The organism is Thalassiella azotivora, assembly GCF_054781695.1.
Genome location: NZ_BAAGTX010000033.1, coordinates 20,980 through 33,937, shown reverse-complemented (window position 1 = coordinate 33,937; position 12,958 = coordinate 20,980). Strand labels below are relative to the sequence as shown.

The following is a 12,958-nucleotide window of genomic DNA, read 5'->3' as shown; positions in this document are numbered from 1 at the left end:
GGCTCGGGTGACGGCGGCTCGGGTGACGGCGGCTCGGGTGACGGCGGCTCGGGTGACGGCGGCTCGGGTGACGGCGGCTCGGGTGACGGCGGCTCGAGCGCCACGCCACCGCCGCAGTCCGGCGAGGGCTCGGCGAAGGCGAAGTGGCTGGAGTACGCGGCCGCGCTCGGTGTCGACGTCGACGCCGAGAAGGCGACGCGCGACGAGGTCATCGCCGCGGTCCGGGCGGCCGGTCACCCGGTCGAGTGACGACGGGGCCCGCTGGCTCTCCGCACGTGAGAGCCAGCGGGCACCACCGCGAGGGGAAGGCAGGTCACGGTGAGCACCTACGTCCAGCCGCAGGACGTCCGCGACGCCTACGAGAGCGACATGGACCAGCGGTTCACCACGACCTGGCTGGCCAAGCAGATCGACCGGGCCGAGCGGCTCCTCACGTCGCGCCGCCCGGCTCTGGCCTCGTGGGTCGACGCCGGAACCGTCGACGTCGAGAACGTGAAGGACGCCGTCGTGAACGCCGTGCTGCGGGTCGTCCGCAACCCCGAGGGCCTGCAGTCGGAGTCGGAGGGGAACTACAGCTACTCGACGAACCGCGACGTCGCCGGCGGCAAGCTCTACTTCACCGGTGACGACCTGGCGCTCGTCACGCCGACGTCTCCACCGGCCGCGGGCATGGTCACCATCGGGATGCCGGACTACAGGCTGCCGGGACGACGCCCGTGAGCCGGCTCGATCACCCGCCGCACCGGGTCACAGTGACCCCGACGGTCGCCGGCCGGGACAGGTACAACGCGCCCACCTACACCCCCGGGACACCGGTCGAGGTGCGCGGCGTCGTCCAACCGGTGCAGGCCGACGAGCTGCAGGCACTCGGCGCGGCTCAGACGGAGACGGTCTACCGGTTCATCGGCCGCGGGCCCTGGCCCGGCGGGGTGCACTCCACGGTGACCTGGGACGGCCGGGAGTGGGACCAGCTGGGCGAGGCGAAGGTCTACTCCACCGGCCGCCGCACCGGCCACATCGATGTCCTACTCAGAGCTCGCACGTCGGAGGTCCGGTGATGGCGCAGGTCTACCGCACCGCCGGGATCGAGGCGGCCCGCATCGCCGGCCACTCCCCGGACATGGACGCCGGGGCCGCGAAGGTCCTCGCCACGGCGAAGCGGATCGCCGCCCAGCACAGGGTGACCGGCGCCTACATGGCCCGCTTCGGCGTCGCCACCGTGAAGGGCAAGCGGGGCGTCCTCGACCGCGAGGTCTACAACGACGACCCCGCGTCGATGCACATCGAGAAGGGCCACCGCGCTCGCGGCGGCGGCCGCTGGGTGCAGGGCCTGCACATCCTCGCCCGAGCCGCGGGGCAGACCCGCTGATGCCACGCCTGACCGTCGATGTCGAGCACCTCCTCGTCGCGCTGCTGACCGACCGCTTCGCTGGGTCCCCGGCCGAGGTGGCCGCCGCGGTCGACGTCGACGCCGTCGATCACCTCCCGCTGATCCTGCTGACCCCGATCAACGGGGCGATGGTGAGCAACGGGAACCCGGCTCTGGGCTGGGAGTGGACGGTCGCCTTCACGGTCCTCGGCTCCGGGCGCGCTGACACCTCCGACCTGGCCGACGAGCTGTACCAGGCCGTCCACGGCCTGCACGACGACGGCGCAGCTGTCCCCGGTGTCGGGGAGGTCTCGTCCGTCGAGGACGTCGCCATGCCGACCCGCACGGCGACGTCGACGGTCAACGCCCAGGACCTCACGCAGTTCGACGGGACGTTCCTGATCCGGGTGCGCCCACCTCGGAGCTGACCACCCAGAACGCCCTGCTCAGCCCGTGCCGGGCGCAGGGACGACCGCAACCACCCACTCGACCTTCGGAGGTCACGCCATGGGGCTCAACAGCGCCCAGGTCATCCTGCCCGGCCGCGGCACCGCGTTCACCGCTGCCCCGGACACCGCCCCGTTCGACAAGGCCACCGTCGACCCCGCCTCGGCCGCGACCTACACCGGGTGGGACTGCATCGGTCACACCAGCCGCGACAACACGGTGTCCCTGTCCAAGGAGGGCGGCGAGGCGACGAACCGCGGCTCCTGGTGGGACCCGAACCTGCGGGCCACCCGCGACCCCAACGTGTGGGGCTTCACGATGAACTCGCTGCAGGTCGACGAGCTCACCCTCGGCCTCGCCTTCCCCGGCGGCGAGATCCGCGACGGCGGGTTCTGGGTGCCGTCGGCGACGGGGTCCGTCGAGCGCGCCGTGTACATCCTGATGGCCGACGGCTCCGCCCGTGCCGGCCTGTACTTCCCCCGGGTCGACATCTCCATCGGCGACGCCCCGGAGATCGCCACCGACTCGTTCTTCGAGATCCAGCTGTCCGGGTCGCTGCTCTCGGCCACGGCGACGACCCCCGGCGGCGCGAACGTCGGCGACCTGATCGGCATCTTCCCGCCGGTCGCCCTGCCCGACCCCGCCCCCTGACGGGCTCAGCTCCCGCCCGGTGACGCCCTGCGGACTCCGTCACCGGGCGGGTCCCGCCCTTGCAGTCCGCAACCACGAAGGGTCCGCACATGCCCCCGAAGTCCAGGTCCACCAACACCCGCACGAGCACGAGCAGCCCGCCGGCGGTCGCCGACTCTGTCCTCGACGAGGTCGACCTCAGCGGCGCCCCGGCGCTGCGGCCCGCCGCCACGCTGCGGATCGGCCAGCGCAAGGCGTTCCTGCAGATCGCCACGGAGATCGACGCCAAGGCCGACGACGACGGCAACGTCGAGCTGGCCTCCATGCTCGACAAGCTCGAGCAGATGGACCTCGCGCTCGAAGGCGTCGCGGTCGAACCCGACGCCTACGCCGCGTGGGCGGTCGGCGCCGACGTCGAGCAGCGCGTCGCCGCCCTGTTCATGCAGTACGCGGGCCAGCTGGGGGAATCGACGCGCTCCGCCGGCTGATCGACGAGCACCAGGCCCTCCGGGGGGACCTGTGGGCGCTGTACCGGGTCGACGTCGACGACGTCTTCACCGGCCGCAGACCCCCCGGCCTGGTGCTCGAGCTCGCGGAGCGCGCCTTCTACGACCCCTGGTCCCACGCCCGTGCGCACCTCCTCGGCGGCGACGAGTGGTCCAAGTGGCTCGGGTGGACACCCGAGGCCTCACGGATCGCCGATCTGACCGACGTCCTGATCGCGGTCAACACCGAGAAGAAGAAGAAGCCCGAGCGGGTCCCGCGTCCGCCGGACCGCTCGACGGCCCGGCCGTCCGCCGCCTCCCTCGAGGAGGCGTTCGCGCTGCTCGGCCGGATGTTCGAGACCTGAGAGGGGCGGTGACAGCAGCGTGGCCGCACCTGGAGGCAAGACCGTCGGGCGCACGAACATCCGCGTCATCCCCGACGCCTCGCGGTTCCGCGCCGACCTCAAGAAGTCCCTCGAGCGGATCGAGGCGGTCACTCGCGTCCGGATCCGCGTCGAAATCGACACCGCCACGCTCACCAGGCAGATGGTCGCCCTGTCCGGGGACTACACCGCCCGCCTGAACGTCCGCCTGAACGACCCGGACCTGTCGCTCGTGCGGCTCGAGCGGCTGACCACGCTCCCTCAGACCGTCGTCATCAACACCCGGACCGACGCCGGCCTCGCCCGCCTCACCGCCGGGGTGGCCGCCCTGCGCGCCGTCAGCGGCGGCGGGCGGGGCGGCCGCGGCGGAGCGCTCGGCGGGCTGGTCTCCGGTCTCGGCGGGGTCGCAGGCGCGGCGTCCAAGGCAGCGCTGCTGGTGGCCGCCATGTCCGCCGGCCTGGCGTCGCTCACCACCATCACCGGTGGCGCGGTCCTCGCCCTCGGCCAGGTCGCCAGCGTCGTCTCGCTGCTGCCAGCGCTGGGCCTCGCAGGAGCGGCCGGCCTCGGCGTGATGGCGCTCGCGTTCACGGGCCTCGACAAGGCCTCAGGCGCCGCGGCGTCCGTCCGGCGCACCGTCGAGGGCCTGGCTGACGAGTTCCAGTCTCTCCGGTCGACCGTGCAGGGCGCGTTCTTCGAGGACCTCGCCCGCCCGATCCAGCGGCTCGCGAACGACTACCTGCCGCTCCTGCGGGACGGGCTCGCCGGCGTCGCGCAGGAGTTCAACGGCGGGCTGCGGGGGGTGATCGACGCCCTTCGCCAGCCGCTCAGCCTGCAGGACACGGCCGCGGGCCTGGACAACACCCGGCAGGGCATCGGCAACCTCATGGGCGCGCTCGGCCCCCTCACCGAGGCGTTCCGTGACATCGCCGTCGTCGGCTCCGGGTTCCTGGTCAACCTGACCTCAGGCGCCGGTGACGCGGCCCGGTCGTTCGCGACGTTCATCGCCCAGGCCAGGCAGACCGGCGACCTCGAGCGCTTCATGTCCGGCGCCCTCTCCGCGGTCGGCGACCTGGGCACCGCCGTCATCCAGCTCGGCGCCGGCCTCGCTGCAGTCTTCAACGCGGCCGACGCCTCCGGCGCCGGGTTCCTCAACTCCCTCGTCGCGATCACGTCGGCGTTCAACCAGCTCGTCTCCCAGCCCGCAGTCCAGCAGGGCCTGTCCGCGTTCTTCCAGGGCGCCCAGGCCGGGCTTACAACGCTGCTGTCCGCGCTCGGCGACACCCTCCCGGGCGTCCTCGCGGCCATCGGCCCCTTGTTCTCCACCGTCGCCCAGCAGGTCGGCACCGTCCTGGGCACGCTTGTGACGGCCATCGGCCCCGTCATCCAGACGCTCGCGCCCGCGTTCACCCAGCTCGCCGCCACGATCGGCCCGGCGCTCGCCTCCGCGTTCGCCGCCGTCGCACCGGCCCTGCAGGCGATGGCCACCGCGCTGACCCCGCTCCTCGGCATCCTCGGCGGAGCGCTCGCGTCCACCCTCGCCACCCTCGCACCCGCGCTCGCGAGCATCGTCATCGCGGCGGCGCCGCTGGTCAGCGTCCTCGGTCAGGGCCTCGCCCAGGCGATCAGCGTGCTCGCCCCCATGCTCGCCCAGCTCGCGTCGACGGCCGCGCCGCTGGTGGCCGCGTTCATGGGCCAGCTGGCGCCGGTCCTCGCCACGCTCCTGCCCGTCTTCACCCAGCTCGCCGGCGTCCTCGGCGGCGCGCTGATGACCGTGTTCTCCGCGCTCGCACCGATCGTGCTGCAGCTCGTGGCCGCGCTCGCGCCGCTGGTGACGTCGCTGGTCGGCGCGTTGGCCCCGGTCCTGGCGCAGCTGCTCCCCGTGGTGGCGGACCTCGCGTCGGTGCTGGTGGGCAACCTCGGCGCGGCGCTGCTCGCGCTCCTGCCACTGCTGGACCCGGTGATCGCCATCCTCGAGGCGCTGCTCCCGGTCATCACACCGCTGGTGGCGATGCTCGGCCAGGTCCTCGCGGTGGTGCTGGGCACGCTCGTCGGGCTCCTGGCCGAGCTGATCGGCTGGGTGACGCAGGCCGTCGCGACGTTCGTCGAGTGGGCGATGCAGACCGAGGTGGTCCAGGCGATCCTCGCGCTCGTCGGTGTCGCCGTCCAAGCGTTCGTCCAGGCTGTCGGGAGCCAGCTCGAGACCTTCCGCGAACGGGTCGTCAACGTCTTCACGACCGTCCGCGACTGGATCCTCGCGCGGGTCGGCGAGGCCGTCGCGGTGATCGGGCTGATCATGGCGTTCAAGGACCGCGCCATCGCCACGTTCCAGGCGCTCGCCGACCGTGGCCGCGCGGTCTTCGACGCGATCCGCGAGTTCATCGTCTCCCGCATCCAGGCCGCAGTCGCGGTGATCGGCCAGATCCTCGCCTTCCGTGACCGGGTCATCGCAGCGTTCACGCAGCTGCGGGACCGCGCCGTCGAGAAGGTCGCGAGCCTCGTGGCCGAGGCCCGCGCACTGCCGGGGAAGATCCTGTCGGCGATCGGGGACATGGCCTCGCGGTTCGCCTCAGTAGGCCGGGACATCATCCAGGGGATCATCAACGGGATCACCGGGTCGGCCGGGCGGATCGCCTCGGCCGCGAAGGACGCCGCGAGCAGCGCGCTGAACGCCGCGAAGGACTTCCTGGGGATCTCGTCCCCGTCCAAGGTGTTCCGCGACCAGGTCGGTCGCCAGATCTCGCTGGGCACCGCGCAGGGCATCCGGCTGGAGTCCGACGTCGCGCAGCGCGCGATCCGGGACATGGCCGCCGTCCCGTCGGTGCGCGGCCTGGCCACGTCCGCCACCGCGCCTGCCGGCGCCGCTGGTGCGGGCGGGATCCACTTCCACGGCAACGTCGGCTGGGACCCCGACGAGGTCGCCGCCCGGATCGCCGCGCGCCAGCGCGACGCCGCCGTGGTCGCAGGACTGAGGGGAATCACGGTGAGGCTCGCATGAACCTGGTGTTCCCGGCCCCGCCGAGCAACCCGGTGCGCCCGCCTGACGCGCCGACGTTCACCGGGATCGGCGGGATGCGGTGGGACGCGTGGGACGGCACGTCGTGGGACCTGCTGCGCGGTGCCGGCCTGTTCCTGTCCCCCGGCGTCGGCGGCCTCGGGATGCCCCGCTGGGACCCGTTCCGCTCGAGCTCGCCGGCGGTGGCCGGCGCCAGGTACCGCGGCGGCCGGGCCCTGGAGCGCGACGAGATCCTGTGGCCGATCTTCCTGTACTCCGACGCCTCCAGCCAGGAGTGGGTCGAGTGGGACCGGAAGTTCTGGCGCACCATGCATCCCGAGCACACTGGCACGTGGACCGTCATCCACCCGGACGGCCAGGAGCGCTCGCTGGAGCTGCGGTTCGGCGACGACGGCGACCACGTCTTCTTCACCGACCCCACCCGCAGGGGCTGGGAGCTGTACGCGATCCGCATGGTGGCCGAACGGCCCCTGTGGCGCGGCCGCCGGATCGTGCGGTCCTGGAAGCAGATGCAGCCGGTCCCCGTGATCGGTGGAGGGCCGGGGCACACCACCGGCGGCCTGTACATCTCCCCTGGCTCGACGCTCGGTGCCGCGACCATGGACAACCCCGGCGACGTCGACGGCTACCCCGTCTGGTACCTCACCGGCGCGCAGTCAGCGGAGCTCGGCGTGGGTGACCAGGTCATCAAGGTCCCGTTCGAGGTGCCCGAGCACAAGGTGCTCGTGCTCGACGCCGACCCCACCGAGCTGGCCGCCCGGGAGGTCGACGCCCCGGTCGACCCGGCCACCGCCCAGCCCTTGCGCGCCGGCTCCGAGGAGTGGCTCGCCGCGATCGACGCGGCCCTCCCGACCGCGACCTACCGCACCCGGGACCTGCTCGACTCCGACTTCGCCGCCATCCCCCCGGGCCGGTCCGTCGACCTGTCCCTGTCCGCAGTCGGCGGCGCGACCGTGGTCGCCACCCTCACCCCGCTGTACTTCCGGGCCTGGTGAGCCCCATGCCCCCACCCTTCAAGATCACGGTCTTCGACAAGACCTACCAGCGGCTGGGGTGGGTCGGCGACCCCATGGCGGTCACCGTCACCCCCCGCCACAACCTGCTCGCCACCGCCACCCTCACCATCCCCGCCGAGCACCGCGAGGTCCCCAACCTCGCCGCCGACGGAGCCCGCGTCACCATCGACTACCACGGCACCCAGATCCTCTCCGGCCCGTGCCAGCTCACCAGCGGCCGCTACCCCGCCCGCGGCGGAGACGTCACCTTCACCGTCGAGGACGACTTCCGCGTCCTGCGCAACGTCCTCGGCTGGCCTGTCCCGGGAGCGGCGCTCACCGCGCAGAACGTCGCCTACGACGTCCGCACCGGCCCCGCCGAGACCGTCCTGAAGGCCTTCGCCGCGGCCAACGCCACCGCCCGCCTCGGACTCCCCCTGACCATCGCAACCGACCAGGGCCGCGGCGCCACCATCACCGCGTCCACCCGCTTCCACCCCCTGGTCGACCGGCTCTACCCGGCCGTCGAGCAAGCCGGCCTCGGCGTCACCGTCCGCCAGCAGGGCACCGGCCTCGTCCTCGACTGCTACGAACCGCAGACCTGGCCGCAGACCCTGACCGACAAGTCAGGCGCCGTCCTCGGCTGGGAGTGGTCACGTGCCGCCCCCACCGCCACACGCGTCATCGCCGGCGACCAGGGAGAAGGCACTGCCCGCACCTTCACCGGCGGGATCGACACCGCCCGAGAGGCTGCGTGGGGCGACGTCATCGAGGTCTTCCGCGACGCCCGCGACACCGACGCCCCTGAAGTCGTGGCCGAACGGATCGCCGAGACCCTCGCCGAAGGGGCACCCACCTCCGGGCTGAAGCTCGAGCTCACCGAGACCCCGGCCTTCCGCTACGACCCCACCGGCGCTCGCGGCGTTCGCGTCGGCGACGTCGTCGCGGTCCGGGTAGCCCCGGACGTCGTCATCAGCGACGTCCTACGGGAGGTCTCCCTCAGTTGGACCGTCAACGACGGCCTCGCCGTCACCCCCGTCATCGGGGACCGGTCCGACGACCCCGACACCTTGCTGGCTCGCGCCGTGGCGGGCATCGCCCGGGGCCTGCGGAACATCAACGTCATCCGCTGACAGGAGCGTCACGTGACCATCTCGAGCATCGGCTACGACTTCACCACCGACGGTCCGGTCACCGAGCCGGAGTGGGCGCTCGCGGCCACCCACCACGGGGCGCCCTACGCCGTCGACGGGGCCACCTCATGGCGGGTCGAGATCGTCGCCGGGCAGGACCGCACCGTGCGCATCAAGGCCGGCCGCGGCTACGGGCACGGCATCCTCGACACCAGCGACGCGGACGAGACCCGGCAGCTGCCGGTGGTGTCCGGCGCGGCTGGGACCCACCGGTGGGACCTGATCGTCGCGCGCCGGAACTGGCAGCCGCCCGGGGGCGTGACGGCCTTCGCGTCCATCCAGGGCACGTCCTCCGAGGCCATCCCGGCCGGCCGCCTGCGGGGCCCCGGCGTGGAGGACGACCAACCACTGGCCCTGGTCCGGGTGACCAGCGGGCAGCAGCTCCCGACCGCGCTGATCGACCTGCGGTGCTGGGCGTCGAAGGTGACCGGAGCGAAGCACGTGCTGGGGCTCGGCGACCCGGTGCTCGGCGCCGAGGGCAGGGTCGGACGGGTCGTGTACCGCGGCGTCGACAACGGCGCGGGCGGCGTCGTCTGGGCCGCCGAGCCGTACTCGGTGGGCCGGTCCGAGAAGGTCAAGCTCAACGCGTCCGGCGACTTCACGATCACCCTGCCGGAGGCGTTCCCGACCGAGCTCGTGTCCTGGGACGGCACCAACGGCGACTTCGTCCAGCACGGCGGTCTCGTCATCGAGGCCCGCGCACCGGGGGCCGGTGGCGCCAACAGCACCCGGCAGTACCTGCGGGGCAAGGCCACCCGCCTCGACGGGACGTTCCTGCCGATCAACTCCGAGATCCGGGTCAACTACACAGCGTGGGGATGGTGAGCGACCGTGCCTGACTACTCCTACGAGGCCCGGCTGGTGCTGGACCAGGCGACCGGCCGCCCGGCCGCGGGCGTAACGGGCACGCTGCGCGCGACGCAGGGCGGCCCCGCGGTCGAGACGTGGGACCCCAACGACCAGCCGGCCCCCATCGTCACCAGCGACCACGGCATCGCCTACGACTGGAAGGCCGACATCCCCTTCGGCTACCTGGACTTCGGGTCCTACGGGCTGTTCGTCACCTCCATGGAGCACATCGGGTCCGTCTCGGACGCGCAGGCTGCCGCCTCGTCCGCCGCTCAGTCCGCGCAGGCCGCGGCCGACGCGCAGGCCGCCGCCGAGGCCGCCGCCGGCGCCGCGGCGTACATCCAGCTCGGCACCCCCACGGCGGGACAGGCCCTCGTCTGGGACGACACCGAGCAGAAGTACGTGCCCGGCGACGTCTCCGGTGGCGGTGGCGGCCTCTCCGCCGCTGTGTCGTTCCCCGTCGTCTGGGACGGCACCAGCTGGGTCGCGGACGGGGTCGTCGTCACCGAGGTCCAGGACCTCATCGACCTCGGCTACCCGGAGCGCTCGCAGGCAGTGTTCGTCTCGCCCGGCGACGTGGCTCCGCCGGCGTGGGCGCCGGACGGCACGGGGTACTTCGCGCCGTCGGGGTGGGACCGGACGTGACGCTCGAGTGGGCGCCGGCCACCCGGTACGTCCTCGCGCCGGACCAGATGTGGCGGGCGCACGGCCGGTCCGGCATCTTCCACGGGCAGTTCGTCGTCGGCACCACCCGCCCGACAGCGGAGAACAGCGGCGTGCCCGGCGGGACCGTCCTGCGCACCCCCGCCCAGATCGGCCTGCCGGTCGACGCGGCCGGCGACGTCGTCATCACCGACGCCTACCACGCCGCGAACAAGACCGGTGACACGCTCATCGTCGACGCCGTCGACCTGCCCGGGTTCGTCAAGGCCCGCACCGGCCTCGACGTGCTGTTCACCCGGTCCCGCATCCGCGGGTCCCGCCGGGTCGAGGGCACCCGGGAGAACCCGTCGCAGCGGACGGCGCTGCTCGACTGCAACCACCAGCTGGTGGGGTCATTGGGGCACGCGAACGTCCGGTTCGAGCAGTGCGACTTGATCCCCTCGCCGGAGTACGCCTCCGAAGGCATCGACGGGGTCGTCGGCCACGACTACGAGCTGTACCGGTGCAAGATCGCCGACGTCGTCGACTTCTTCGGCTGGTTCAACTCCTACGCCCCGACCGCGCCGCTGCGGATCCTCGTCGAGGGCTGCCACGCGTCGGAGATGGCGTACTTCTCACCGTGCTCCTACCAGCCGGACCTGGCCAACGACGGGTCGGGCCTGGTCGTGGGCCGCACCCACAACGACGGGTCGCAGGGGCAGGGCAACCATGGCGTCCGCTACCGGGGGAACACGATCCTCGCGAACGTCTCGACGCGGGTCGGCAACGGCTTCCCGAAGCCGTTCCCGGAGTACGAGTACCCCTACGGGGTCGGCGACCCGCCGGCGTCGAACCCCTACTACCCCAGCGTGACCGGCCAGGCGCTCGTGATCACCCCGAACGTCTCTCACGTCTACGACGTGATGTTCGAGGACGGCTGGTGGGACTACGGCGCACAGATCATGACGATCACCGACAACAACAACCCGTGCACCGACGTCACGATCACCGGGAACCGGTTCGGGCAGAACATGCCCGCGTTGACCCGTGTCGAGACCGACGGGGTCGGGTCGATCCAGCGCCGGCGCGCGATCCTCGCCACGCCCGGCGCTCAGATCAACAACTTCCCGACGACGACGCACACCCTCGACACCGTCTGCGGGAACGTCTGGGACGTCGACGGTCCCCTCGGCAACGCCGGTGACCCGATCCGCATCCACAGGGGGACGCCGTGACCGTCATCCTCGACCACCAGTTCACCGGCACGGGCACGTTCGCCGGCGACGCCGCGTTCACCAACCTCGCCGGCACCGCGCCCACCTACGCCGACGCCGGGGACGGACAGACCGGGCTCCTGTTCCCCTCTGGGGCGCAGTCCCTGGTGCACGCCGCGTCGATCGGCACCCTCGCCGGAGACGTGTTCCTCGACCTGGTCATCGACCTGTCCGCTGACCCTGGCGGCGCGGCCGAGATCGCGCAGCTTCGCGGCTCATCGAAGGTCTGCGCGGTGGCCGTCACCAGCTCGGGCCAGCTGCAGGTGCAGGGGTCGGCGAACAGTACCGGCGCGAACGGTGTCCCGGACGGCAAGTTCCGCGTCGTCCTCGCCCGGGAAGCAGCCGGGACCGCGCGCCTCTACATCTACACCGACGACACGGGCACCACCCTCCTGCAGACCCTCTCCGTGGCGTGCTCGACAGCCGACATCACCTCCGTCCGCCTCGGCTGGTCCGGGTCGGGGTCGACCGTCTCGGGCACCGTCTCCTGGCCCCTGCTCACGACCACCCTGGCCGAGACCGGACCCCGCACCTACGGCCCGCCGCCGTCGACGACCCTGTTCGAGCGGTCGTACAACGACCTGCCGACCCTGTCGACGTTCACCGGCGACGCGATCCAGCAGCTGATCGCCGGGGCCGCGCCGACCGTCGTCCGGTCCGCGGTGGCCAAGGGCCTGCGGTTCGACGGGGGCGCGCAGTCGATCGTCCAGCACGAGTACGCCGCGCCGGAGCCGGTCGTCGTCATCTCCCGGGTCATCGAGGTCGGGCCCGGCACCCCGGTCACGGGGGAGATCCTGCAGGTCCGCGAGTCCACGTCCCAGCGCGGACCGGCGGTCGCGATCACCAACGACCGCAAGCTGCGCCTGATCCGCCTGTCCGGCACGACCGGCGTCTCCGCCGCGACGACGACCGCGACCATCCCCACCGGGCGGTTCCGGTACACCCTGGTCGTCAACCAGAACTCGCTGTCGCTGACGATGTACCCGGACGAGACCTCCACGACTCCCGTCGAGGTCGCCCTCACCTCGACGACGTCCGACCCGATCGACGTCCTGCAGGTCCGCGAGGGCATCATCCCCGGCGTCGGGATCGGGGACGTCACCGTCACCACGTTCCACCCGCTCGACGACTCCACGTCCGACCCCGGCCCCCGGTCCTACCCGGCGCTGCCGACCGAGGCCCCGCAGGCGCTCGTCGCAGCGGTCCCGACGGTCGACCCGTGGGCGACGGTCGAGCTGCTCGGGTCCGACATCGAGGAGTCCAACCCGATCGCGGCTCGGTCGTGGGCGCCGGCCCCCGGGAACCCGGTGGTCCTGGACCCGGGGTCGGGTGCGTCCAGGACGTTCGCCGCGCCGGCGTCCTTGGACGAGGAGACCTACGACTTCGTCTACACGGTCACCGACGACCAGGCGCTCGAGGACACCGCGACGGTGACGGTGACGGTCCGGCCGGCGACCTACGCCCGCAAGGACCCGGTCGACGGGTGGGTCCCGACCCAGAGGACCGTCGCCCAGCTCGTCGCCGTCCAGTAGCCCCACGAGGGCCGCCCGGCCCGCCTCCACAGCACGACCGGGCAGCCCTCTCCCCACGCTCACCGAGGAGCGCAGGTGAACCCAAGAGGACACCACCGGCAGCCTGATACACGAGCCGCCGACCGGGTGACCCGACTGCGACCTTG

At 72.6% G+C, this 12,958-nt stretch carries 14 protein-coding genes and 1 pseudogene; all 15 read left to right on the top strand.

The genetic code is table 11. The annotated features are described in order from the left end of the window. Positions 1–249 (top strand): annotated as a pseudogene (locus tag ACYVQV_RS17895) (hypothetical protein); the annotation flags it as partial. Between the two features lie 69 nt (positions 250–318). Continuing rightward, entirely contained in the window at positions 319–720 is a 402-nt protein-coding gene (locus tag ACYVQV_RS17890) for a Gp19/Gp15/Gp42 family protein (RefSeq protein ID WP_461024677.1), read from the top strand. 32 nt (positions 721–752) lie between these two features. Next, positions 753–1,058 (top strand): hypothetical protein, encoded by a 306-nt coding sequence (locus tag ACYVQV_RS17885; RefSeq protein WP_461024676.1) that lies wholly within the window; start codon positions 753–755, stop codon positions 1,056–1,058. Then, a complete protein-coding gene (locus ACYVQV_RS17880) occupies positions 1,058–1,369 on the top strand; it encodes a DUF5403 family protein (protein ID WP_461024675.1) in 312 nt (103 codons plus the stop codon). The genes ACYVQV_RS17885 and ACYVQV_RS17880 overlap by 1 nt, the downstream gene beginning before the upstream one ends. Continuing rightward, a complete protein-coding gene (locus ACYVQV_RS17875) occupies positions 1,369–1,797 on the top strand; it encodes a hypothetical protein (RefSeq protein WP_461024674.1) in 429 nt (142 codons plus the stop codon). Before ACYVQV_RS17880 ends, ACYVQV_RS17875 begins: the two co-directional genes overlap by 1 nt. A 79-nt stretch (positions 1,798–1,876) precedes the next feature. Continuing rightward, positions 1,877–2,467 (top strand): phage tail tube protein, encoded by a 591-nt coding sequence (locus ACYVQV_RS17870; RefSeq protein ID WP_461024673.1) that lies wholly within the window; start codon positions 1,877–1,879, stop codon positions 2,465–2,467. Positions 2,468–2,556: 89 nt separating this feature from the next. After that, a complete protein-coding gene (locus tag ACYVQV_RS17865) occupies positions 2,557–2,934 on the top strand; it encodes a hypothetical protein (protein ID WP_461024672.1) in 378 nt (125 codons plus the stop codon). A 92-nt stretch (positions 2,935–3,026) separates the two neighbouring features. After that, a complete protein-coding gene (locus ACYVQV_RS17860) occupies positions 3,027–3,296 on the top strand; it encodes a hypothetical protein (RefSeq protein WP_461024671.1) in 270 nt (89 codons plus the stop codon). A 19-nt stretch (positions 3,297–3,315) separates the two neighbouring features. After that, a complete protein-coding gene (locus ACYVQV_RS17855; protein WP_461024670.1) occupies positions 3,316–6,309 on the top strand; it encodes a phage tail protein in 2,994 nt (997 codons plus the stop codon). Continuing rightward, positions 6,306–7,322 (top strand): hypothetical protein, encoded by a 1,017-nt coding sequence (locus tag ACYVQV_RS17850; RefSeq protein WP_461024669.1) that lies wholly within the window; start codon positions 6,306–6,308, stop codon positions 7,320–7,322. Before ACYVQV_RS17855 ends, ACYVQV_RS17850 begins: the two co-directional genes overlap by 4 nt. A 5-nt stretch (positions 7,323–7,327) precedes the next feature. After that, a complete protein-coding gene (locus ACYVQV_RS17845; RefSeq protein ID WP_461024668.1) occupies positions 7,328–8,455 on the top strand; it encodes a Gp37-like protein in 1,128 nt (375 codons plus the stop codon). 12 nt (positions 8,456–8,467) lie between these two features. Next, entirely contained in the window at positions 8,468–9,340 is an 873-nt protein-coding gene (locus ACYVQV_RS17840; RefSeq protein ID WP_461024667.1) for a hypothetical protein, read from the top strand. Between the two features lie 6 nt (positions 9,341–9,346). After that, entirely contained in the window at positions 9,347–10,009 is a 663-nt protein-coding gene (locus tag ACYVQV_RS17835) for a hypothetical protein (protein ID WP_461024666.1), read from the top strand. Continuing rightward, complete coding sequence (locus tag ACYVQV_RS17830) at positions 10,006–11,241, top strand: hypothetical protein (RefSeq protein WP_461024665.1); 1,236 nt, start codon at positions 10,006–10,008, stop codon at positions 11,239–11,241. The genes ACYVQV_RS17835 and ACYVQV_RS17830 overlap by 4 nt, the downstream gene beginning before the upstream one ends. Continuing rightward, positions 11,238–12,812 (top strand): PKD domain-containing protein, encoded by a 1,575-nt coding sequence (locus ACYVQV_RS17825; protein ID WP_461024664.1) that lies wholly within the window; start codon positions 11,238–11,240, stop codon positions 12,810–12,812. Before ACYVQV_RS17830 ends, ACYVQV_RS17825 begins: the two co-directional genes overlap by 4 nt. Positions 12,813–12,958: the final 146 nt, after the last annotated feature.